The sequence below is a fragment of the Acidobacteriota bacterium genome, from assembly GCA_012729555.1.
Taxonomy (GTDB): Bacteria; Acidobacteriota; UBA6911; order UBA6911; family UBA6911; genus UBA6911.
The window spans coordinates 14,419-36,043 of sequence record JAAYCX010000098.1 but is presented as its reverse complement, the minus strand read 5'-3'; the positions used below and the strand labels follow the sequence as shown (position 1 = coordinate 36,043).

Here is a 21,625-nt window from a genome sequence, read left to right as displayed (position 1 = left end):
TTCGTTTCCTTGACCTGTTTGCCGGAAACGTAGTCGAGCGTGTATCCCGCCGGGATCGTGTTCTCGGCCTGCTTGTTCTTCTTTCTGCTCATATAAAAACTCCGTTCACCGAGGCTGGTGTCATTTCTGGTCGTCCTCGCCGAAATCCTGGGTTGTGTGTTTCTGTTGCTCTATCCATGCGTCGATGTCCTTTCGGGAGAATCGCCACTGGCCTCGGACCTTGAAAGCAGGCAGTTCCCCGGTCTGGGCCATGGAATAGACCGTCTTGTCGCCGACCTTAAGTAGGGCGGCGACATCCTTTAGTTTCAGAACCTCTTCATTGCTCATGTCGCCTCTCCTGCAGGGCTGTTGGCCGTCAAGGCACAGTGCCAGAACAGGGGTAAGTTACCTGCCTCTGAGTAAAAATCAACCAGAATATACCAAATTAAGCCAAAGAATGCCAGAGGAATTTTGTGTTGCAAAACACTAAACAGCGAGGTATATTAGACCCTATGAAAAACTTTGGTGAAACCATCCGCGACCTTCGAGTCGCCCAAGACCTCGGGCTGCGCGAGACAGCGACCAAGGTAGGCATCTCCCCCGCCTACCTGAGCCGCATCGAGCGTGGCAAGGAGCGACCGCCACGGCCAGAGGTGATCAAGGAATTGGCCAAGGTATTGGCGGCCGATCCTGACGTACTGTTCCGTTTGTCTTCATCAACGGATCCGGAAGTAGCTGGCTACCTTCATGACCAACCCGAGGTCATGAACTTACTCCGCTACATCAAGGAAGCCAGCTTTACCGAGGATGAGATCAAGAGCCTCATCCAGGCAGCCGAAAGCATCAAGGCCAACACCCATTAGCCCCGCCACTCCCGGTCAAATCGTTCCCCATTTGTAACCCGAGCCATCCTGTAAATCCACACTGCAATTGAAGCGTTCCGGCGTCCATCAGCATCCACTTGTTTCCGGGACTTACAAAGGGATCCATTTCCAGGAAAATCGAAGGGGACCGGGTTGGATGGTTAATCTGCGGGGAGGCGGTACAAAAACTCTATAGAGGTTTCTATATATATAGCCGGCGCTACCGGCAGCAACACCCGGCCTATGTCGAACAAAACCGCACGGCGCAGAAGCGGCGCGACCGTCGAAGCCGAGTGCAGAATCCTGTAAAGAACAACTTGGCGGATTTTGCCGACGTGAACCACCAGGTGCGGCTCGGGCTCGAGGAGGTAGCCAACAAGCGCGTTCATTCGGAAACGCGGGAGCGGCCGGGTCCCCGCTCCTTATTTTGAAGCACCCAAAGGCTTTACACGGGTAGTCCTCCATTTCGCCCATAAGCCACTGAGAGAAATGAATAAGGCAGATCGAGTACGCGCCTGTTACCTCCATGCTTGCCTGAAGTGGGTGATGCGCGATCATTTGACGAATGCGTCGCTGAGAGAACGGTTCGGCGTGGAGGAGAGGAACAAGGCGGCCGTGTCCCGATATATCCTTGAAGCGGTTGAGGATGAAGCGATCAAGCCGGTTGACGAGGGGGCCTCTCGAAAGCTCATGAAGTATGTTCCGTTCTGGGCAAGAGTTTAATTGACGGGTAATTGATGGATTACCGGCAAAGGTCTGGGAGAAACCCATATCATATAGATACATAAGCGCTTTAGAGTTTCCGGTTAATTGATCGGCAAATGCGAACAGGGAAAACCCGCGCCACCGGTGCGAATACTTCTCCAACCAGTGTCTGTAGAAGTCGGCCATGGCAAAAAACGAGTTGAATCCTGGCGCTTTTACAGGCTCGCGGGTAGAAGCTAGGTCAGAGAAGATATATTCGCCGCTTGTTGCGCGGTGTCCCCCTGAAGAGGGCAACGCCGGGCATTGGTATTGAACTGTAAGAGAAATGACAGTAACCAGGAGTTATTTGCCGGTTGCGCGCGCGACGGTCTTTGCCACGGAGAAAATCTGATCGCCGATCAATCCACGCATCTTTTCGGAAAGAATATCCTTTTCGGCGAGTGTCTCCCAGGCCGCCACGGTTCGCTCTGTGGTGTCGATGACGATCTTCCATAACGGACTTACGGGCAGTCGCGCAGTATCTGCAAAACGCCTTACTTGATCGGGAGTGATTTCACGAAGGCTGCGGCTGCCGCCGAAACCCAGGGCCAATTCATCGCCCGGTATGTAAGGCAGGGTAGAAAGAAAATCGTAGGCAGGCGACAACACAGGCGTGCGGCGGTCGGGATAGAGAAGCGACCAGTTCTTCAGGTGCATATCCGCATTTCCGATCAGCACCGAAAAGACCAACCGCCGCAAAAATTCATACGTGCCGGCTTCTCCGGTTTCCGCCCATAAAACGGAAGCAATGTCGGCATAGCTGTGCCGGTGGTATTTGTCTTCCGGATAGACAGCGAAGACCTGGGCAAAATCCTCCATGTGGATGCTCTCCCCACGGGTGCCGCGATCGAAGCGCCGTACGGCAAGTGCCTTCCCTTCCATGGCGCCGGCATCGGCGGGCAGTCCGCGAATGTCGCTCATGTCGACCAGCTCCATGGGTGGAACCTCAATGCCTGTTTCCCGTGCGAGCGACATCATGGTGTATTCGTTTTCGGGCACTCCCGCAAATCGGCCGGATGGCAGCTTCACCACCCACGAACCTCCTTTTCCGCCGGCGGGAATAGTGAGGCCACCCGAGGCCTCCATGAGTGCTGAGAATTTCAGCCGTACTCCCGCGAGTGAAAATCTGAAAACGGGCCCCGGCGCGGGCTCATCCTGATCGCGTTTTCCTTCATCGGGTGCGACAGATTCCTGTATTCGATCGATGGGTTGTGGTTTGTCCTGTTTTGAGTGCCATGATTCCTCCCATTTTTAGGGGGTATCATAGGCATTCACCAGGCCCTTGGGAATGTGGGGATTATTGCACGATTACGGTGCTACGGTGAGTGCGCCGGGAAGATCTTCCCCGAGCACAGCCAGAAGGAAAAATTCGCGTCGAGGCTTCACGCCGGCATGCGTGGCGAGATACTCACGCAGATGGCCTTCGGGCAAAAGGTTCGAGAAGAATACGGGCAATCGCGCTGCCACGGCGCGCGTTGGATAGACCAAGCCGCCGGCCTGCCCCTTGAAGGAAAGGCTGAGCGTGGGCCGGTTCGAGTCGTCGATATAATCCTGCTCGAATGAGAAAAGAAAGCCATCACCACCGAGCCGGTTTATTACACCAATTCGGCGTTTGTGCAGGTGGACCGCGAGCGCGTTTATTGTTTTGGGATCATATTTCATCATGGTCCCTTTCGGGTGGTGGCTCTTCATCACCGGCTGCATAGAGCGATTTCTCAGCGGACTCGGGCTCCTTCTGCGCCCGTATGAGAGACTGTACCGCGGGAACAAGCGAACGGGGAACGAGCAGGAGGTCCAGATCGAGAACCCGGACGATATCGAGCAGCGTGTCGAAACGGGGCACAACCCCGCCCGATTCAATGGCGGATATGTGCGGTTGGGGCAACCCGATTTTACCGCCCAGCTCCCTCTGGCCCCAGCCGCGACCGATCCTCGCTTCTTTGAGCTTTTCCCGGAGATCCACGGGAAGCCCTTTTAGCCTTAATGGTCTTTGCCCGATATGCTTCTTTGTATCATCTCTCATCTATATATAATAAAACGTATCGTTTTGTAAATCAAGGGATATGCGATAGCATATAAGGCGGCATAAAAGATATTATATAACATATAATTCATGCCCTTGGCAGGCCTCGAGGGACAGGAATTGCGTGGAGAACGGAGTGCTTGGATGTCACACAAAAGGGCTTTGCCCCGCAATCGTCCGTCGGGGGATCTAGCGGCGAGGCGATAACGCCTTGTCCTGCAACAGGGTTTCCAGCGGATGCTGCGGCGAAGTCTTCTGAGCCTGGATCCACCGGATTACCGGGTCCTGCATCGGGACTCCGAGGCTGGTGCCGTTGGGATTCTGGGTCTTGAACAGATAGTGGTCCCCGCCCGCGTACATGTAACTGTTCACGAGCACGCGGTAGGTGGCCGCCGGGTCGAGGGGGCGGCCGCTGTCGAGGGTGGCCTCGACCTCCTCCCCGGAGCGGCGATAGGTGAGACCCGCCGCCGCGCCTCCGCAGCGACGGAGGTTTTCCACGAGCTGCGCGCCGGTCAGGTCGACCGATACGATGTCGTTGTTGAAAGGCCACGTGGTCAGGATGTCGGCGCGGGTGATCTCGCCCGGCGCGATGGCCTCCCGGAAGCCGCCGAAGTTGCTGATGGCGATGTCGGCCTCCGGGTAGGCCCACAGCCAGGAATGGAGCAGCAGGTCATACAGCGGCTGACCCCTGGGAATGCCGGCCCTGGTGTAGCCGATGACCTCTCCCAGCGCCGCTTCCGCTTTCTTCGACCACCCGGCGACGATGGCCGCGATCGCCGGGTCGGAGGGGAGGGGGGTGCCTTTGAGCGGATGCTCGACCCGCACCAGGTCGGCCCTCGTGTGCACCACCTTGCGGGCGGCTTTATCGAAGGCGATCTCCACCTGGGCGAAGGACTGCCAATGGGCGCCCGGCCCGATGATGCGCACGCCTTTTTGCTCGACATTTTCGACGACCGAGTGGCAGTGGCCCCCGAGCATCAGGGGGATGGAAAGCTCCGCGGCGACCGGGACCAGGGTGTGGAGGTCGGTCGGGCAGACGTGGGCGATCACCACCGGCAACTCGGCCCCTTCCGCCGCCGCCCGGGGGACCGTGCGCCGTAGGGCTTCGGCGTAGTCGGTCACTTCGAGGCCCGCGATGTTGTCGGGAACGACGATCCCGGGGGTCTGCCGGGTGGTCAGCCCGATGACGGCCACTTTGACTCCATTCACCTCGCGGAGGATATAGGGGAGCGCATAATCGGGCCGTTCGCCGGTGTCTTTCACCGTCAGGTTGGCCGAGAGAAAGGGGAATCGGGCGGCCTTCCGGTTCGCCCTCAGCCTTTCCTGGCCGAAGTCGAACTCGTGGTTGCCGATGGCGGCGGCCTGGTAGCCCATCGCGTTCATGACCGCGACGGTCGATTCCCCCTCAAACCAGGTGGAGATCGCCGGACCGGTCCACATGTCGCCCCCGCTGAGGAGCAGGGACTGCTCGCCCCCGGGAAGATACCCCCGTTGGCGCAGGGCGGCCATGACCTGGGCCGAGCCGCCGTAGGACCTTACCCTGTCCCTCGTGGGCTCCAGGTACCCTTCTTCGTCGCTGGTGTAGAAAAGGGTGATCCTGCGGACAGGATCGCTCGGGGCGGGGGCGAACATCGCGGAGAGGCGGTCCCCGGCCGCCAGGATCAGGCCGATGAGGAGCAAAACGGCCGCTATGAAGGGGATCGCGCGAATCCTCGGTTTTCTCATCATCACCTCACCCCCGATGGGAACGAACATGCAGGGATTGCCTGCCCGGCTGCAAGAGTAATTCCCGGGAGCCATAATATCATTGTAAGGCGAATGCAGATTCACCGGAAAGTGGTGAATCTGTCACCGTCATCGGGGGAAAGTTCCAGAATTCCGTCAGGCAGGCCAGGGCCGATTCCCCATTCCGGTATTTCGCCCCGAGAGCGCCGTGGCCGGGGTGGAAATCAAGGCCGGCGCCACCGTGGGAGCAGCCGAAAGGGTGGATATTTTCCAGCACCTTGACAATATGCACGCATGTACATACAATTTTATGATGAAGCTCGATTGGGATCCAGCCAAAGCGGCTTCAAACCAACGGAAACACAATGTTGATTTCGCCGATGCGGTATCGGTGCTCGACGACGACCGGGCAGTCACCATTCGAGAGTGTGTTTCAGGCGAGGAGCGCTTTGTCACTTTAGGGATGAATGCCCTGGGCCGTCTGTTGGTTGTAGTCTATGCCTGGCGTGGCGACACCATCAGAATCATATCGGCCAGGCGGGCGACACCACATGAGAGCCATCAGTACGAGGGTTAGATCATGAAAAAGGAATACGATTTCTCGCATGGCAAGCGGGGCAGGGTCCTCAAGGCGCCTCCCGGAAAGACCCGAATTACGATTCGCATTGACGATGACATCCTGGAATCATTCCGCGCCCAGGTCCACGCCGCAGGGGGGGGCAGCTATCAGGCGTTGATCAATGAAGCTTTGCGCCGGCATATCGAATCGATGGAGGAACCGCTGGAAGAGACACTGCGCTCGGTGGTCCGGGAGGAGTTGGCCAGGTATGGCGCTGCTCAAAGAGCCAATCCCGACAAGGGCTCCAGCGGTTCACCATGCCGTTAACTGCGATACGTCCGGGAGAACACCTGGCTGAAGAACTCAAGAGCGGCCCGCGCTAGGTTTTCCTGCAAAGGTACCGGATGAAGGAGGCGGGGGCGGCGGTCCTTGACTCGATCTCGAAGCCGGCGCGTTCGATCAGGCCCTCCAGGATCCAGTCGTAGGTGGAGAACTCCGCGGCGGCGTGGCGCGCCGCTTCCAGCCGCATGCCGGGAAGCGACGCGCAGAAGCGCTCGAAGCATTCTTCGGGAGTCTCGTCCGGGGAGAGGGAAAACACCACGTCCCCGAGGAGAAACCGCCCCCCGGGCCGGAGAACCCGGGCGACGTTGAGAAGGGCGACGAGCTTCCAGGCGTCGGGGAGGTGGTGCAGGGCGGCGCCCGAGACCGCCGCGTTAAAATGCCCCGGAGGAAAGCTCATGGTCAAAAAGCCCGCGTGTTGAAGCCCGGCAAGCTTTAATCCCTCTTCCTGCGCTTTTTCGGCCAGGTAGCGGAGCATGACTTCGGAGATGTCGACCGCAAAGGATTCGAGGCCCGCCCGGGCGGCGGCGCGGGCGAATCGCCCGGTGCCGCACCCGATCTCGAGGACCTTCGAGCCCGGCGCGAGCTCGAGAAGCGCCAATGTCTGCTGATTTTCCCGGTTCACGTCGCGAAAGGACGCCATGCGCGCGTCATAGGCCGCCACCTCGGCGGTGTCGGCGTAGTCGGTTCCCACCTGCCGCATTTCGTTCCACATCCAGTCGGGGTTGCCCACGGTTTGCCTCGTCATGAAAGGGGACCCATCCGGGGTTTCAATTTTTGTTCCGCGTCCGCGAGCGAGGCGTAGCCGAGCGCGCGCACGAGGTGGCCGTAGATTTTCTCGGACAGGCTCTCGCCCCGGTCCCGCATGGCCACAAGGTCGCGCCGCAGCAGCCCCAGGGTGCGGGGGGAGTAGGTTTCGAGCTCGCCGCGGGTGTAGGTTTCAAACGACGTCATCTCGGCCCGGGTGCGGTCGTCGGTGAGGGGGCGCGCGCCGCCCATGACGGCGGGGTAGTCCCGGAACATCGCGCGCTGCCACTCCATCTCGCGGCGCACGATCTCCTCGACTTCCGGGCCGCTTTCCTCCGCCGGGCCCTGCATGCGGGCGTACTTGCGGCGCATCAGGTTCTCCCCCCGCTCCTCGGCCGCGCCGAGGTCCTCGAGGTAGCTGGCGAGAGTCTCCTCGGGCCAGGGGAGGAACTGGGCGCGGCGGTGGAGCCGGAAACCCTCGGGGTCTTCCTGGCACCCGCTCGTCAGGACCGGGTTTACGGTCAAAAACATCCGGAGTTCGATCTCCAGGATCGCTTCGATGAGCCGCTCTTTTTCGTTCATGGTGTCTCCAGTCAGGGGCGCGCGAGTTCCGGGTCGGTGATCCGCGCCCGCACCCGCGGGGCGTGCTCGAGCAGGAAATCGCCGGGGCAGTCCGACAGCCCCTGCCGCCGGAGCTCGTCGGCCAGGAGGACGCAGGTTTCCTCCATGATCTCCTCCCGGCGCGCCGGCTCGGACGACTGCACCAGGGCGCCGACCCGCTCGTGGACGGCGCTCCCCAGGAGCGGCAGGTCCCGCACGGCGCGGTGGAGCCATTTGTAGAAGGGGGCGTAGCGCCGGTTGAGGAGGAACACCAGCGCGATCGCGTCGGCGCAGAACTTCACCGCGGAGTAGGCGGCCGCAAACGGTTCGGCGCGGCGCACGGAGCGGGCGAAGTTGTACTGCCCGGTCTGGCCGACGGAGAGGCAGAGATCGGCGATTCTGCTGAGGCGCACGTCCTCGGGATAGTCGAGCAGGGCCTGCCGCCAGCGGGTGAACCCCCCCTCGGGGTCGGCGAAGACTTTGCCGTTGGTGCAGGCGGCCAGGTTGGCTTCGGGGATCCGCAGCCACTCCCGGAGGGTTTCGGGGGGGCGCCGGAGCCCGGTGAAGCGGCGGAAGAAGTCGGAGGTGCGGCAGGGGCCGACGCGCCACTCCTCCCCCGGGCTGGCCTTGCGGGGGCCGAAGCCCATGAAGAGGGGGGGGAGCTCCAGGTACGCCTGCCGCAGGCGCTCGCCGATCTCGAGGTACTCCTCGTCGCCGAGCCAGAGGCAGAAGGCGGGGCCCCAGTCGTGGTCGCGCGAGATCGCGTCGTCCAGGCCGAAACACTCCGAACCGGGCCCGGCCAGGCCCGCCGCCAACCGCTCCTCCCAGCCCGCGAAGCGGGAGCGCAGCATCGGGAGCCCGACCGCGCGGTAGTAGCTTTCGGCGAGCTCCAGCCCCTTCATTCCGCTGTCCCGAGCGCCGCCTCCAGCCGGTCCGCGTTCGCGGCCGCCAGCGCGCGCTTCTCCTCGCAGCCGGACCGGGCGTAGAGCCCGACCGCCTCGCGGTAGCAGCGGAGGGCCTCCGGGTAGTCTTCTTTCATGTACCGGGCGTAGGCGAGGTTGGTGCACTGGTCGGCCGCCCGCTCCTCCATCCCCAGGCGCCGGTAGAGTTCGAGCGCCTTCTCGTAGCCCGCGAGCGCCGCGTCCGGCTCCCCCAGGTCGCGGTGGACCGAGCCGATGTTCCCGTGCTGCTCGGCCACGTGCAGGAGCTCCCCTTCGGCCTCGAAGCTCCCGAGCGCCGACCGGAAGCCTTCGAGCGCCTCCGCGAGGCGTCCGAGCCGCACCAGCGCCAGCGACCTGTTGGTACAGGCGCGGGCCCGGCCCCGTTCGTCCCCCGCAGCCGCGAACCCCGCTTCGGCCCGGGTGAAGGCCTCGAGCGCCTCCGCGTGCTCCCCGCCCGCGGCGAGCGTGTACCCCTTTTTCATCTCCTCTTTGGCGGTTTCCATCTCCATCTCCCCATGAACGCAACGACCCGGACTGCAGAACAGTACTGCGACCCCCTACCCCGCAATCCCCCTATGGGCATAGGCGGATAAATCCAGCAGGAACGGGTGTTCCTTGAATAGCTCGAGCCCCTTTACCATTTCACCTGCGCCATCATTTCATCCAGGGAAGCCGCAATCCGTTCGTCGGGATCGTTCTTCAAGGACAGGAAAAGAGAAAGGCGATCGACCACATCCTCCTGGGCAAACCACTGCGGCGGATAACTCCATATCTCCACTTCCGAGGTTCCGGGCTCCCGGTGAGGTATTTTCTCGATTCCCGTGGTTTTCTGGAGCGCCGTCCATTCGCCCGTTGTCACGGCGAAAATCGGGTGTTCCGGTGCGGCGAGGTCGGTATAGCGGGCAAGTCCGGTCAGACCGGAGAACGGCCCGGGACGATGGTTGGGCGGCAACTTTGCCAGAACTTTCTCCCTGACAGGGCTACGCATCAGCGGCTGAGCCTGGTCCCAGAGCTCTCTTCGGGTCCGGGGCACATACAGGCATCTCTCCCGGCCTTCCTTGAAAATGCCTACTAATCCCGCCCCCTCCAATTCACTGAATGCCCGCGTCATCGTCATCGGGGTATAGCCCAGTTCCAGCGCCGTCTCCAGCGGTGTCAATCGATCACCCGGAGCTCTCCGCAGCAGCATATGAATGAGCAGTGCTTGTGTGGAGGGTTTTAAAGTCAGTGTTCCGGCGAGGGCCTTGCGATAGTGTTCCCTCAGATCGATTCCCAGCATGGGCAAATACATCTGGTTGCCGGGTATCACGAACGGGACTTTTTGCTCTATCAGTCGCTTGCGGTTGTATGTTGTCACCTGATTGCGAACATAGACGATTTCGCCGTTCCAGTATTGCAGAAGCTGATCCAGGTGCTTTCGAACGGTGGCGGGCGCCGGTTCTCTTTCGCCCTGATCCATCACGAGGAGGCAGGGAGCTTCCAGAATGCGGGTCTCGAAGAAGGCGTACTGGTCCCTCAGGAAAAACGGCAACCGGGCGACTTGCGGCCACGGCTTGGTGGTGACATGCAGATCGAGCACGTTATGTACATAATGCTCAAACTCGATCAGCTCTTTCGCCATGACAGCCATGATAACACATATATTGCACAATAACCCAATGAAGGTTATTGTGCGTGGCAGGAGTTCCCGGGCTTCAATTGCGCCCTGGGGTCCTCGGGCTCGGGGAGCGCAAGGACGCTGAGCGATGCTCCGAACGATCTCGATGTTGATATCTTTCAGCAAAGCCACGGGGCCCGCCTGCCGCCGGTGAGGACCCCGGCTCGCCTATTCGGCAAACGTCATCTTCCACCGCTTATGGGGATTCCAGAACTCCACATCGTCGGGATCGAAATAGTCGGGATCGCAGGGCCAATAGTTTTTTAAATGACCCTTCAGCCATTCCACGTGCTCCCGGTATTCCGGACCTTGGGAACCGGCAAGGATCTCGAGGTGCTCATGGTAGCCCGGCACCCCGCCGCAATCCTCGGGCGGGCAGGCCCGTCCCCCGTCGATGCACCGGGGATACTTGAGGGTCTTGTCTTTCAGCAGAATTCCCTCCAGGAGGACATCGTGCAGCCACGAATCTCCAAAATCGTATTCATAGAGCGCCGTCTTGCCCGGTTCGGTAAAATATGCCGCAATCGGAAACTGCCAGCCCGGCAGGATATCCAGGTCGAATGAACCATCATCCGGGATGCCGAGGATCGTATCCTTGCGTTTATGCGGCATTCGGAAGCGAAACGAATGCAGGTGGCAGTCAAGCCAGCCCATCGCGTCCTGTACGGCCACGTGCAGGTCCCAAAAGGAATAATTGGAGGGGGTTTGAATCACCCTCCAGATGGGCGGTTCGATTTCTCTTAAAACAATCCTGAACTGATACACGGTATGGTTCCGGGCGTTCATCATGAGCTTCGGCTCCTGGCTCCGGCCGGCATATCCGACAATGGCGCTCCGCCTGAGGCGCCGGCACGGCATGCGACCATACTACGATGTGGCCGCAGTTCGTTCAAGAATGCGCCGAAAACTCAAAAAGGACCGTTATAGAGGACGATCGGGATGGGTGGAAACGAAATCAGAAGAAGGGCTCATTTCCTCCTTCGCCAGGCGGCCAGGCCGATCATCCCAAGCCCCGTGCCGAGGAGCAGGAGGGAGGCGGGTTCGGGAATGGGTGTCCCCACCATGGCTTTGGCGTAGAAACTGATCGATGGAGGAGCGTAGCCCGGTTCGTGCGCGTGCATGGCGGGATTCAGGAGGCTGGCAGTGCCGAAGGTCGTCAGGCGCACCCAGCGGGTGGCGACGTCATCCACGAACTGAAAGTTGAGCTCATTGGAGTACTCGCCGGCGAAGGCATCCGAATCGGAAACCAGCGCGCTGCTTCCGGCCAGAAGGTTCGCCGCGGTGGACCCGGAAAAACTCGGTTCCTGAAACATGACCTCCGAGCCCGGGGCGAACGACTCGAAGCCCTCGGTGGCCGTACCGGTGCTGTCCGTATTGGAAATGTTGTCGATCCACAGCCGGATGGGCGAGGTGACCCCATCCGAATTGAGGATGCGGATATGCTCGAGCGACACCCAGTCCGTATCGAGCACGCCATCGGCGGTGGTGCCCGCAAACGGGGTCAGGGTGTCCGTTGCAGGGGTGAAAGTGAACAGCTGCCAGGTGCCGTCGGCGGTGAGAACCTGGCCATCCCGGTTGACCCACTCGATGCCGCCTGAGGTGCCCGCGTTGCTGAAGGCGGGACCGATCCCTCCGGTTTCCCGGATGCCGATGGACAGGTCGAAGCTCTCCGCAAGGGATGAACCGGCGCAAAGCAGGATGACCATGATGGTTAGGAGACATAGTTTTTTCATGATCGGGCTCTCCTGAATGGTTCTGATCATGTCCCGGTTCGGGACACACGCCTTCACTTGGAAAGACTGGTTGCCTTATTCAAAGCAATAACCGATCCGCAGCCTCAGGAGGCGCGGCTTTTTCCGCCGGAATCGCCTAACTCGTGACTAAGAGCTTAGTTACGGCAGGCGAGAGCCCGAGGCCCCTCGGGTCATGGCTCGATCCTGTCGATCGCAGCTGTAAAGCTTGCTTACAGTATTCCGCAATCCAATTTCCGGGAATTTCACTAAGTAACGAAGAATGAAGACCATGGACAGGATGCCGCCGTTTCGCAGCCTATGTAAGTTTTCCCGACGCTCTTTCCGGGAGGCAAAAGAGGAGAACATTCCGGGGGGCATCCATGAGCGATGACGCCGGCCGGCCCGTCAGACGGCCATCAAGGCCAGGGGAACGTGTTTTGCGATATGGACAAAATCGCCGTCCATCGACAGCAGGGAGAGTGCGTGACGCAGACATAGCCGTGTCCAAAGCACATCGATCGTGCCGGCCTCCCGGGCCGTTGAATCCCTGCAGCAATTCCTGGAGGATCAGCTTGGTAGTGAACACATACATGCGCGGCAATCAAAAAACCATCCGGCCGATTTCGATGGGAAAAGGGGAGCAGCAAAGCAGGGGCGGAGTCGTCCCGGATCCCCCGCACTCCTCGGGCGGGCGAGTCGGCCTCCGCTGAGCGGCAGATCACCGCCGTCCGGGTTGCGGGTGTCGGCGCAAACGGGGTATACTTAACGGTAAAGAGCTCTCAAAACGACGGTTTTGCCCGGGATGGCGGATGGAAAAGGCCAGCTGTGACGGGAGTTCCGGACATCATCGGGCTCGGGGAACGCAATGACGCTGAGCAAGCAGGAGAATCTGCAGGAGCTGCGCCTGGTGCGCGAACAGGAAAAGCCGGCTCCGCTGACGGATGACGATTGCGACCAGTTTGATTCAATCTACATCGGATCGAAATATGCAGGCGACTCCTCCTTTGCCGGGTTTCCAGCTGATGCCACCGTGCCATGACCAGGAAGAAACTCACAGCGGACATGAAAGATGATCTGCCGAAAGGCGAAATCCTGGTCTATCAGACAGAAGACGGCAGAATTAAGCTGGATGTCCGGCTGGAAGACGAGACCGTCTGGCTGACGCAACAACTCATCGCCGAGCTTTTCCAGACGACGGTTCCCAATATAAGCATGCATATCCGCAACATTTATGGGGAGGGGGAACTGGCTCCGGAGGCAACTGTTAAAAAATTCTTAACAGTTCGCCGGGAGGGAGACCGCGATGTTCGCCGGGAACTGGATTTTTATAATCTCGATATGATCATCTCTGTCGGCTACCGCGTTAAAAGCCTCCTTGCCACGCGCTTCCGCATATGGGCAACGCAGCGGCTGAAAGAATACATCGTCAAGGGTTTCACCATGGACGATGAGCGGCTGAAGAATCCACCGATTAAGGGCTCCCCTGTGCCCGATTACTTCGATGAAATGCTGGCCCGCATCCGTGATATCCGTGCCAGCGAGCGCCGAATGTATCTGCGCGTGCGGGAAATATTTGCTGTAGCGGCGGACTACGATCCGGGCGAGAACGAAACAACCAGATTTTTCAGCATCATCCAGAACAAGCTTCATTTTTCCTCTACGGGAATGACTGCCGCCGAACTGATTCAGTCTCGTGCCGATCACGGGTTGCCGAATATGGGATTGACCGCCTGGAAAGGCGAAGAGGTTCGGAAAACAGATGTAACCATTGCCAAGAATTATCTTAAGGAAGATGAAATCGAGGAGTTGAACCGCATTGTCACAATGTGGCTGGACTTCGCCGAGGATCAGGCCAAGCGGCGCAAACAGGTATTCATGAAGGATTGGGAACAGAAGCTGGATGAATTCCTGCGATTCAACGAACGTCGAGTGCTTCCCAACGCAGGCCGCGTCAGCAAGCAGGACGCTGAAGATCATGCCAAAACGGAATTCGACAAATACGAAATTCGGCGACGCGAGCACAAGGAATCCAGGGGCGAATGGGAAACGATCCGACAACTTGAGAATGCCGAAAAAATGCTTGCGGAAGGAAAAGGCAAGAAGCGCGACGTTTAAAGAAATCCGGGAACAACCATGCCGGAGGGAGCCAATGCGGATCAGAAAGCCACGAACTGCACGCCTGGATGAGGTCATTATTTCAAGAGAAGGGGAGTACGCCAATATTGAATTTCGAGAACCGGGAATTTCGGGCGTGAATCTCAAGCTCGGCCTCAAAGTGCAGACCATGACGGACAGGCAGATTCTCATCGCATTCAACCGGAGCGTTCGCGCCATGGAGGAAATGTCGAGAAATTACGTGCACAGACCGGTCGAAATTCCGGCCGGAAAACCACAGATCCGATACTTCGCGGCCGGGGATCAATGGGTTCCAAGAGGCGATGTTCTTCGTTGCGTCATCGAAGACGGAGGGCCTGATGGTGAAGCGATCATCTGGATTGATGACCGGGAGTTATCTTTGAAGGATTTTGGCCGGCTGCTGACCACCCATGCCGGTTGGGGAATGAGAATCGTGTTTGTTCCCGACAACGATCTCGAATCCATGCATCCGATAGAAATGCGCGAGCCGGAAGAGGATCCTCGGAGCTGACAGCGGTAATGTCAGCGTAATGGGAACCTGCCGGGATAACGCAAATGGGACCCGATCCCGCGATCGGCCACGCACGCCGTGCGGGAACCGGGGGCGCCGCTTTTTTACCGCTTCTTCCTTCCCTGGAACGCCCGATTGACCGCCTCGAGGTCGAACGCCTTCGGGTCATAATCGCCGCCGGACCATTCCCGCATCCATTTGTACTCGGGATGTGAGGCGTCGCCGAGGATCTCCAGCAGACGGTAGAAGCCCCCGACCCCCCCGCAGTCCTCGGGCGGGCAGGCGCCCCGGCCGCCGGTCACCACTGGGTACCTTTTCCCGTTGGAGCCGGGCAGCGCCTTTTCCAGCACGATGTCGTGATACCAGCTGTCCCCGAAATCATACTCGTAGGTTAACTTGTCCTTGGGTTTGCGCAGGACCTGGTCGAGGCGGACCTTGTTTTCGTCCTCCATTTCCGGGCCGAACTCCGGATCGGGCACCCCGTAGCATACCCCCTTCGCCACGAACTGGTGCAGGTGGCAGTCGAACCAGCCCATGGCGAACTGCACCACATCGTGCAGCCGGCCGAGGGTCGTGTCGGCCGGGACCTCCAGCCGCCTCCAGATGGGGGGTTTCGTGCGGCAAAGCGTCACCTTGAGTTGAAAGACTTTTTTCTCCATAGGTTGCCTCCGGTCATCCTGTACTGCCTGGTCTCGATAATGCAAAAGGGGCCCGGCGCGACCCACAGTGCCGATATCGCCCTGCACCGGGCCGATTGGTGCGGGATCGTGCCGGTTATGTCATAATGGAAGGCGGAAACCCGGAGTTCAATATGCCGGCGTCGCATGAAGGAGAATTTTCCGAAATTTCATCGATGAAGGCCTATCGGGAGGCCGTCGAGTACGGGATCGATGTCGGTCAACTGGAATTTTTGCTGACGCTGACTCCTGCCCAGCGCCTGAGGCGGCATGACGCCGCGCTCGAACTGGTGCGAGCCGCCCGCGAAGCGGGTATCCGATACTATGGCTTCGACCCTCGATCTCCCGGAGCCGCCTGACGGGCTCCAGGGGATCTCCGGTTGAGGGGACGCTGGCGCCTACTTCGCCGACCTTTTCGATTTCCCGTGGGTGTCGCGGTCGCGCATCGAATACTGGACCTGGTAGAAGCACCCCTTCATCCGATCGCTCGACATCGCCTCCCCGTATTCCCGGACGGCCTCCGAAACCCTCAGGGCGATGCCGTTGAGGATTTTGTCGTCCCCGGCATATCTGCGGATCCGGGCGGCGGTCTGCTCGAGCGTCAGGCGGGCGGCGTCGTAATCGCCGCGCCGGTTCTGCTCCAGGGCCTTTTCGCGCGCCCTCGCGGCGAAGATTTCGGCGACGGCGGCGTCCACCGCGCGGTCTCTCGCCTGGCGGTCGTTGGCGGCGTGGTCGGCGAAGGTCCAGTCGAGGGTGGCCGGGGGGAAGTCGAGGGCGCCTTCGCGGTCGGCAAAGGCGAACCCGACCGAGAGAGTCCCGCCGGCCGCCCCGGCGGGGAAGCGCAGCTCGAGGACGAGGGAGAGCTCCTGGCCCGAGACCAGGTTGCCGAGATCGATCGCGACCGTGTCTCCGGAACGCTCGTAGGCGTAGGGGTTGAGCGGCTCGGCGGTCACCTCGGGCGGGAGCGAGAGCCGCAAAGAGGCGCCGCGGGCCGCCACTTCCAGGGTTTCCCCCAGTTCGCTCGCCAGGAAATCGGGGATCTGGAGCGCTTTCTGGACGTAATAGGAGTGGCCCCCCCCGCCGTTTGCCATCTTCTGGAGCAGCACCTCGTCGAAATCGGCGCCGACGCCGAAGGTCGAGGTCAGCACCCCCCGCTTTCGCAGTTCCGCGGCGTGCCGCCCCAGTTCCTCCCCGTCGGTGATCCCCACGTTGGCCAGGCCGTCGGTCAGAAGGAGGCATTTGGCCGGGACGGAGTCGTTGCCGTAAAGGGCGGCCTGTTCGCACCCGCGCAGCCACCCGCCCCCCAGGTCGGTCGAGCCCCGGGGGGAGATTCTCGCCAGCTTCCTGCGCGCCGCCTGTTTCGCTTCCGCCGAGGCGCGGGTCGATTCCATCAACAGGTGGATCCGGTCGTCGTACACCACCACGCTGAACCGGTCCTCTTCCTGGAGGAGCCCGAGCGCCCGGTCGACCGCCTCCCGCACCAGCTCGAATTTCCGGTCCCCGTGCATGGAGCCGGAGCGGTCCAGGACAAAGGAGATGTTGGCGGGCACGCGCCCCTCCCGGGGTGGGGCGGCCGGGACGGTCAGTTTCACCAGGGCGTAACGGCGGCTCCCCCCCGCGGTGCGGATGAGGGCGCGATCGGATCGGATGTTCATGGTCATTCCTCCGTAAGGATGTCCCTGGCGAGCTGGATCAGGGTGTCGATTTTTTTTTGGTCACTGCGCGCGAGCGGGCGCCGGACGTGCAGCTCGACGTCGGGCGCCAGGGTGATCCGGTCCCAGCGGGAGCGCTCCGCCGAGGGGCGGGACGGGTAGGGCTGGGCCGGTTCCATGGCCATCATCCTGCACGAGTCCCGGGCCAGGGAAGGGGAGCTCCCGAGGACGCTCCGGACGTAGTCGACGGCCGAGGCCGGGGCCGGTTTCCGCTCCTGGTCCCCGAGCAGGCCGAGGACCTCCCCGTCGTCGAGCGGCTCGATCCGGCGGCGGATCTCGGCCAGGGGCAAGTGCTCTTTCTGCAACAGCTTGATCAGTTTGAGCCTCGCCACGTGCCCCGGGCCGTATTTGGGCCCCGGCCCGGCCGAACCGGCCGGGGGGAGGAGCCCCTGCTGGATGTAGAAGTGCACCGTCCGCGGGGTCACCCCCGATGCCGCGCACAGCTCCTTGAGGTCGTAGATGTCCTGGGTCATGGTGCCCTTAATATAACAGTGAAACGTAGCGCTGTCAAATTAAAAAGCGCTCCGATTTCTCCAGGGGGGGGCCGGAGACGACCAGGAGGTTCCTGAGCGTCCCGGTGTCCAGCCGGTTCCCGCACTCGGCGCACAGCTCGAGCAGGCACTCGCTCGAGATCACCGTGACGACGCCGTCCGGGGCCTCCCCGGTGCGGTCGACCTGTTCGATGTTGTGGTTGAGGGTGACCATGGCGCTGCCGTAGGCGATCCCGCGGCCGCACCAGTCGCAGGTGGTGAAAAAGTCGTCGCTCTCGCTCATGCTGTCCCCTCCCGGTTTGTCCTGTTACGGAACCAGGATAAGGGGAGGGAGTGACATCCGGGGTCCGTTCCGGGAGTCTTTTTCGCGGGAGAGCGCTTTATTTTTTGGGGAAGTACTTCACTTTTTGCAGGTCCTTGAAGTCGGAATCCTGGGTCCAGACGAGGGCATCAAACGCCTGCGCCGTAGCCAGGATGATGCTGTCGGCCATGGGAATCTGGTGCCGGAGGCTGAGCCGCGACGCTGCGATGGCCAGCGGCGGGCTCAGATCGACCGTCCTTCCTTTCTGCATGGCCGCGACCGCCTGAATGGCCTGATTCTCGCCGGCCTCCCGCAGAATGACTTTGAAAACTTCGTACAGGGTGATCGTCGGAACGACGAGCGCATCCGGATCGGCAAGGGGGGCGGAAAAGTGCCGGGCGTTGGGCTCATCGGCGAAGTACGCGAGCCACCCGGAGGAATCGACAAGGTTCATACCCTGTCCTCCTCCCTGCGGAAATCCGTATCGATGCCCTTGACGAAGCCGCGCAGTTCGCTGATATCGCGCTCCGGTACAAGCTCGATGCGTCCGGCGTATTCGACAATCCGCAATTTCTGTCCGGGCCGGAGCTGCAAAGCTTTCCGGATAGTCTTTGGGATGACGATTTGAAATTTGGGCGAAACGGTTACCGATTGCATGACAGATACTCCATCGATCTATTATGGAATACAATAATCCGATCGATGCCGATTTGTCAATGCTGAGGGCCCTGGCGCCCCGTTACCCGGAAAAACCCCGTTTCCCGGGGATCCTTGTGTCCAGGATGGCGGAGTCGGGCTGCCTGGATGTCGGCGGCGGCAAGATTCGGGTAGCCGTCCAGCAGGTCGGCTTGGGTGGTTCCTTCGCTCAACGTCCCCTCGCGTACTCCGCCGCGTTCTCCCCCGCCACGCGGCCGGAGATGAGGGCGAAGGCGGAGGCGATGCCGGAGGTGTCCCGCATGCTGTAGCTCTCGGCGTGCAGGCCGCCGGCGTCGAGCCCCGCGACGTAGAGGCCGGGGACGGGGCGGCCGAAGGGGTCGACGGCCTCGGTGCGGTGGTTGATCCTGACCCCCCCCAGCGTTCCCAGAAAGCAGGTGCGGGCGCGGGCGGCGTAATAGCGCGGGCCGCGAAGGGGGAGGAGATACTCCGGGTCCTTGGCGAATTCCTCGTCGTAGCCCCGGGCGCAGAAGCCGTTGTAGCGCTCGACGGTGGCCCGGAGCACCCGCGGGTCCACTTCCATTTTGAGGGCGAGCGCCTCGACCGAATCGGCGGCGAAGAACTCCGGGGAGCCGAGGGCGAGGAAGCGCCCGAGCTCCCGCTCGAGGTCGAGGAGGCGGCAGCCGGGGGGGACCACCGTCCCCATCCCCCGGAAGATCCCCTTGGTGATGAAGTGCTCCTTGATCGCGTCGTCGAAGAGGCAGAAGGTGTAGCCCTGCCCGTAGCGGCGGTTGACGTTTCCCAGGGAGGTGTCGTAATAGGCGATCCCCTCGTCGCAGAACCGTTCCCCCATGGGGTCGACCCACAATACCGGCTGGATGGCCGCCCCTTCGACCGGGTTCATGAAGGGGAACTCCGGCCCGAAGGGGGCCACCCGGATCAGGTGGAGCACCCCCATCCCCTCTTCGGCCGCCCCCAGCTCCCACGCCATGCGGATGCCGTCCCCCGTCTTCCCCGTGTTCCCCATCGGCGTCACCGTTTGGCCGAGCTCGAGGCCCGCGTATTTGCGGATCCACCCGGGGTGGTTGGCGTAGCCGCCGCTCGCGATCACCACGGCCCGGCAGGCAATCTCGGTCCGCCGGCCGTCGAGAGCGACCGCCACCCCCGCGGGCCCCTTCTCCCCCGCAATCACCCGCTCGACCGGGGCGCTCTTGTGGACCGTGACCCCCAGCTCTTCCGCCCGGCGCGCCAGGGCGCGGACCACCGCCTGCCCCCGCCCTTCGACCACGTGATAGGTCCGGGGCGCGTCGGGCATGTTGATGGTCACGTCCCGGAACTCCACCCCGAGCGCGCGGAGCCAGTCGATGGTCCCGGCGGAGCGGTTGATGAGGGCCCGGACCAGGCGCGCGTCCGAGCGCCAGTGGTTGTATTCCATGAAGTTCCTGAACGCCTGGTCCCGGGAGTAGGCGATGTAGCGCTCCTTCTGCATGGCGCTGCCGACGGCGAAGATCCCTTCGAAGAAATTGGAGGTCCCCCCGAGGGACGGCTGCTTTTCGAACAGGGCCACGCGCGCGCCCGCCACTGCGGCCTCGATGGCCGCGGCGAGCCCCGCCGCCCCCGAACCCACGACGACGACATCGGTCTCCGGTTCACTCATGGGCGCCTCCGGACCGTTTCAGGCTGCGGACGATGTCGCTGATCACCGCCCCCGACACGTCGACGACGGCCGCCCCGCCGTCCACGGGGATGGCGGCCCCGGTGAGGAAGGAGGCGTCGTCGCTCGCGAGAAAGGCGCAGATGCCGGCCATCTCTTCGGGGAAGGCCACGCGGTTGAGGGGGACGTCCTTCTGGAAGCGGGCGAAGACGTCCTCGACGCCGGTGCCGAGCTGCCGGGCGAACGCGGCCATGTTCTCGGTGAACATGGCCGTGCGCGTGGCCCCGGGGCAGATGACGTTGCAGCGCACGTTGCGGGGGCCGTAGTCGAGCGCCGCCTGCTGGGTCAGGCTGACGAGCCCCCCCTTGGTCGCGCAGTAGGCGGGCATCTCGGAGTTGCTCCTCAGGCCCGCCAGCGAGGAGACGTTCACCACCGAGCCACCCCCCGAGCGGATCATGTGGGGGATGCACGCCTTCATCATGAGGAAGGGGCCGGTGAGGTTGACTTCGAGCATCCGCCGCCACTCGGCCGGGTCGAGGTCCACCACCCCCGCGGGGTCCTGGTCCAGGGCGGCGTTGTTGACCAGCACCTGCAGCCCCCCGCCGAAGGAGAGGGCGGCCTCGACCATCCGCTCCACGTCTTTTTCTTCGGACACGTCCCCGGCGCACGTCTTCACGGTACCGGGCGGCAGCGATCGTGCCACCTCCTCGAGCGGCTCCCGGCGCCGGCCGGTGACGCACACCCGCGCCCCGCACCCGACGAAGCGGCGGGCGACGGCTTCCCCGATCCCGGTGCCGCCGCCGGTGACGATGGCGATTTTGCCGCTCAGGTCCATGATGCCTCCGGAAGATTCCCCTGGATGACGATGCACGCGATTTCGGTGTCGGCCCGGCCAGTGTAAGACCGGCCGCCGGCGCTGGCAAGGCAAATAGGGGTGCCGATCAGCCCGGGCGACGGGCCGTTGACGTCATATGCATAAAAGTTTAAACTTATGCATATGGAGGCCGCCCATGAGAACGACTCTCGATCTGCCCGAGGATCTGATCGCTGAAGCGATGCGGGCTACCCGGATCAGGACGAAAACCCGACTGATCATCACCGCCCTGGAAGAGATGGTGCGAAAATCCAGGATCGCGGGCCTGAAGGAATTCAGGGGAAAACTGGATCTGGACATCGACCTCGACGCTCTCAGGGGCCGTCGGTGACGGTCCTGGTCGATACCTCCGCGTGGATCGACTACTTCCGGGGTGGCAGCGATTCGTCCAGACTCGATGTCCTGATCGAAGAGGACCTGATCGTCACCAACGACCTCATCCTTGCCGAGCTGGTTCCTTTCCTGAAGGTTCGCAACCAGCGCAAGCTCATGGAGCTTCTGTCGAGCGTCAGGCGCCTGCCGCTGGAGATCGACTGGCAGGAAATCATCGAGGTTCAGACCAGGTGCCTGAGACAGGGTCTGAACGGAATCGGCATTCCCGATCTGATCATCGCGCAAAACGCGAAGCAGCATGGGTGTGAAGTCTTCTCCCTCGATGGACATTTCGTCCTGCTGAGGAAGTTGGCGGGACTCCGGGTGAGCTGA

29 protein-coding genes and 1 pseudogene are annotated in these 21,625 nt (G+C 61.7%); 10 read left to right on the top strand and 20 right to left on the bottom strand.

Going from position 1 to position 21,625, the window contains the following annotated elements:
* Window positions 1-120: 120 nt before the first annotated feature.
* The gene (locus tag GXY47_17330) at window positions 121-327 is read right to left on the bottom strand and encodes a helix-turn-helix domain-containing protein (GenBank protein NLV32904.1); all 207 of its coding nucleotides are present in this window, start codon (window positions 325-327) and stop codon (window positions 121-123) included.
* 164 nt (window positions 328-491) lie between these two features.
* On the opposite strand from GXY47_17330, the gene GXY47_17325 reads away from it, so the two are divergent.
* Complete coding sequence (locus tag GXY47_17325) at window positions 492-842, top strand: helix-turn-helix domain-containing protein (GenBank protein ID NLV32903.1); 351 nt, start codon at window positions 492-494, stop codon at window positions 840-842.
* A gap of 408 nt (window positions 843-1,250) precedes the next feature.
* Window positions 1,251-1,565 (top strand): annotated as a pseudogene (locus tag GXY47_17320) (transcriptional regulator).
* A gap of 324 nt (window positions 1,566-1,889) precedes the next feature.
* Here GXY47_17320 and GXY47_17315 read toward each other — a convergent pair.
* The 4 genes from GXY47_17315 to GXY47_17300 form a co-directional block, all read right to left on the bottom strand.
* Complete coding sequence (locus GXY47_17315) at window positions 1,890-2,672, bottom strand: HipA domain-containing protein (GenBank protein NLV32902.1); 783 nt, start codon at window positions 2,670-2,672, stop codon at window positions 1,890-1,892.
* Window positions 2,673-2,894: 222 nt separating this feature from the next.
* Window positions 2,895-3,248 carry a hypothetical protein gene (locus GXY47_17310; protein ID NLV32901.1) on the bottom strand — a complete coding sequence of 118 codons (354 nt, stop codon included), beginning with the start codon at window positions 3,246-3,248 and terminating at the stop codon, window positions 2,895-2,897.
* On the bottom strand, window positions 3,238-3,609 hold the full coding sequence (locus GXY47_17305) for a helix-turn-helix transcriptional regulator (GenBank protein NLV32900.1): 372 nt from the start codon (window positions 3,607-3,609) through the stop codon (window positions 3,238-3,240). Before GXY47_17305 ends, GXY47_17310 begins: the two co-directional genes overlap by 11 nt.
* A 189-nt stretch (window positions 3,610-3,798) precedes the next feature.
* A complete protein-coding gene (locus GXY47_17300; GenBank protein ID NLV32899.1) occupies window positions 3,799-5,337 on the bottom strand; it encodes a bifunctional metallophosphatase/5'-nucleotidase in 1,539 nt (512 codons plus the stop codon).
* A 310-nt stretch (window positions 5,338-5,647) separates the two neighbouring features.
* Between GXY47_17300 and GXY47_17295 the strand changes: the two genes are divergently transcribed.
* Both GXY47_17295 and GXY47_17290 read left to right on the top strand, forming a co-directional pair.
* On the top strand, window positions 5,648-5,911 hold the full coding sequence (locus GXY47_17295) for a BrnT family toxin (protein NLV32898.1): 264 nt from the start codon (window positions 5,648-5,650) through the stop codon (window positions 5,909-5,911).
* Between the two features lie 3 nt (window positions 5,912-5,914).
* Window positions 5,915-6,220, top strand: coding sequence for a BrnA antitoxin family protein (locus GXY47_17290; protein ID NLV32897.1), 306 nt, complete (start codon window positions 5,915-5,917; stop codon window positions 6,218-6,220).
* Between the two features lie 52 nt (window positions 6,221-6,272).
* Here the strand turns inward: GXY47_17290 and GXY47_17285 are convergent, their stop codons facing one another.
* The 7 genes from GXY47_17285 to GXY47_17255 form a co-directional block, all read right to left on the bottom strand.
* On the bottom strand, window positions 6,273-6,980 hold the full coding sequence (locus GXY47_17285) for a class I SAM-dependent methyltransferase (GenBank protein NLV32896.1): 708 nt from the start codon (window positions 6,978-6,980) through the stop codon (window positions 6,273-6,275).
* On the bottom strand, window positions 6,977-7,561 hold the full coding sequence (locus tag GXY47_17280; protein ID NLV32895.1) for a DUF4125 family protein: 585 nt from the start codon (window positions 7,559-7,561) through the stop codon (window positions 6,977-6,979). Before GXY47_17280 ends, GXY47_17285 begins: the two co-directional genes overlap by 4 nt.
* Window positions 7,562-7,572: 11 nt before the next feature.
* Entirely contained in the window at window positions 7,573-8,481 is a 909-nt protein-coding gene (locus GXY47_17275) for a DUF4037 domain-containing protein (protein NLV32894.1), read from the bottom strand.
* Window positions 8,478-9,023, bottom strand: a complete 546-nt coding sequence (locus GXY47_17270; GenBank protein NLV32893.1) for a tetratricopeptide repeat protein — start codon at window positions 9,021-9,023, stop codon at window positions 8,478-8,480. Before GXY47_17270 ends, GXY47_17275 begins: the two co-directional genes overlap by 4 nt.
* 131 nt (window positions 9,024-9,154) lie before the next feature.
* On the bottom strand, window positions 9,155-10,150 hold the full coding sequence (locus GXY47_17265; GenBank protein NLV32892.1) for a hypothetical protein: 996 nt from the start codon (window positions 10,148-10,150) through the stop codon (window positions 9,155-9,157).
* 195 nt (window positions 10,151-10,345) lie between these two features.
* Window positions 10,346-10,963 carry a plasmid pRiA4b ORF-3 family protein gene (locus GXY47_17260; protein ID NLV32891.1) on the bottom strand — a complete coding sequence of 206 codons (618 nt, stop codon included), beginning with the start codon at window positions 10,961-10,963 and terminating at the stop codon, window positions 10,346-10,348.
* A 182-nt stretch (window positions 10,964-11,145) separates the two neighbouring features.
* Window positions 11,146-11,910: a PEP-CTERM sorting domain-containing protein gene (locus tag GXY47_17255; protein ID NLV32890.1), complete on the bottom strand. Its 765-nt coding sequence runs from the start codon at window positions 11,908-11,910 to the stop codon at window positions 11,146-11,148.
* An 865-nt stretch (window positions 11,911-12,775) separates the two neighbouring features.
* Here GXY47_17255 and GXY47_17250 point away from each other — a divergent pair.
* From GXY47_17250 to GXY47_17240, 3 genes are read left to right on the top strand one after another with little or no spacing between them, the layout of a single operon-like run.
* Window positions 12,776-12,949, top strand: a complete 174-nt coding sequence (locus GXY47_17250) for a hypothetical protein (protein NLV32889.1) — start codon at window positions 12,776-12,778, stop codon at window positions 12,947-12,949.
* Between the two features lie 23 nt (window positions 12,950-12,972).
* A complete protein-coding gene (locus tag GXY47_17245) occupies window positions 12,973-14,025 on the top strand; it encodes a virulence RhuM family protein (GenBank protein ID NLV32888.1) in 1,053 nt (350 codons plus the stop codon).
* A 34-nt stretch (window positions 14,026-14,059) separates the two neighbouring features.
* Window positions 14,060-14,557, top strand: a complete 498-nt coding sequence (locus GXY47_17240; GenBank protein ID NLV32887.1) for a hypothetical protein — start codon at window positions 14,060-14,062, stop codon at window positions 14,555-14,557.
* Window positions 14,558-14,661: 104 nt separating this feature from the next.
* On the opposite strand, the gene GXY47_17235 is transcribed toward GXY47_17240, so the two are convergent.
* The gene (locus GXY47_17235) at window positions 14,662-15,216 is read right to left on the bottom strand and encodes a plasmid pRiA4b ORF-3 family protein (GenBank protein NLV32886.1); all 555 of its coding nucleotides are present in this window, start codon (window positions 15,214-15,216) and stop codon (window positions 14,662-14,664) included.
* A 125-nt stretch (window positions 15,217-15,341) separates the two neighbouring features.
* On the opposite strand from GXY47_17235, the gene GXY47_17230 reads away from it, so the two are divergent.
* Complete coding sequence (locus tag GXY47_17230; GenBank protein ID NLV32885.1) at window positions 15,342-15,593, top strand: hypothetical protein; 252 nt, start codon at window positions 15,342-15,344, stop codon at window positions 15,591-15,593.
* A 39-nt stretch (window positions 15,594-15,632) separates the two neighbouring features.
* On the opposite strand, the gene GXY47_17225 is transcribed toward GXY47_17230, so the two are convergent.
* From GXY47_17225 to GXY47_17195, 7 genes are all read right to left on the bottom strand, one after another.
* The gene (locus tag GXY47_17225; GenBank protein NLV32884.1) at window positions 15,633-16,889 is read right to left on the bottom strand and encodes a VWA domain-containing protein; all 1,257 of its coding nucleotides are present in this window, start codon (window positions 16,887-16,889) and stop codon (window positions 15,633-15,635) included.
* A 2-nt stretch (window positions 16,890-16,891) separates the two neighbouring features.
* Window positions 16,892-17,419, bottom strand: a complete 528-nt coding sequence (locus tag GXY47_17220) for a MerR family transcriptional regulator (GenBank protein NLV32883.1) — start codon at window positions 17,417-17,419, stop codon at window positions 16,892-16,894.
* A 34-nt stretch (window positions 17,420-17,453) separates the two neighbouring features.
* Window positions 17,454-17,720: a hypothetical protein gene (locus GXY47_17215; GenBank protein ID NLV32882.1), complete on the bottom strand. Its 267-nt coding sequence runs from the start codon at window positions 17,718-17,720 to the stop codon at window positions 17,454-17,456.
* Window positions 17,721-17,817: 97 nt separating this feature from the next.
* On the bottom strand, window positions 17,818-18,192 hold the full coding sequence (locus tag GXY47_17210) for a type II toxin-antitoxin system VapC family toxin (protein ID NLV32881.1): 375 nt from the start codon (window positions 18,190-18,192) through the stop codon (window positions 17,818-17,820).
* On the bottom strand, window positions 18,189-18,395 hold the full coding sequence (locus tag GXY47_17205) for an AbrB/MazE/SpoVT family DNA-binding domain-containing protein (GenBank protein NLV32880.1): 207 nt from the start codon (window positions 18,393-18,395) through the stop codon (window positions 18,189-18,191). Before GXY47_17205 ends, GXY47_17210 begins: the two co-directional genes overlap by 4 nt.
* Window positions 18,396-18,603: 208 nt before the next feature.
* Window positions 18,604-20,049 carry an FAD-dependent oxidoreductase gene (locus GXY47_17200; protein NLV32879.1) on the bottom strand — a complete coding sequence of 482 codons (1,446 nt, stop codon included), beginning with the start codon at window positions 20,047-20,049 and terminating at the stop codon, window positions 18,604-18,606.
* Complete coding sequence (locus GXY47_17195) at window positions 20,042-20,881, bottom strand: SDR family oxidoreductase (protein ID NLV32878.1); 840 nt, start codon at window positions 20,879-20,881, stop codon at window positions 20,042-20,044. Before GXY47_17195 ends, GXY47_17200 begins: the two co-directional genes overlap by 8 nt.
* A 175-nt stretch (window positions 20,882-21,056) precedes the next feature.
* Between GXY47_17195 and GXY47_17190 the strand changes: the two genes are divergently transcribed.
* Complete coding sequence (locus GXY47_17190; GenBank protein NLV32877.1) at window positions 21,057-21,251, top strand: type II toxin-antitoxin system VapB family antitoxin; 195 nt, start codon at window positions 21,057-21,059, stop codon at window positions 21,249-21,251.
* Window positions 21,248-21,625 carry a PIN domain-containing protein gene (locus tag GXY47_17185; protein ID NLV32876.1) on the top strand — a complete coding sequence of 126 codons (378 nt, stop codon included), beginning with the start codon at window positions 21,248-21,250 and terminating at the stop codon, window positions 21,623-21,625. The genes GXY47_17190 and GXY47_17185 overlap by 4 nt, the downstream gene beginning before the upstream one ends.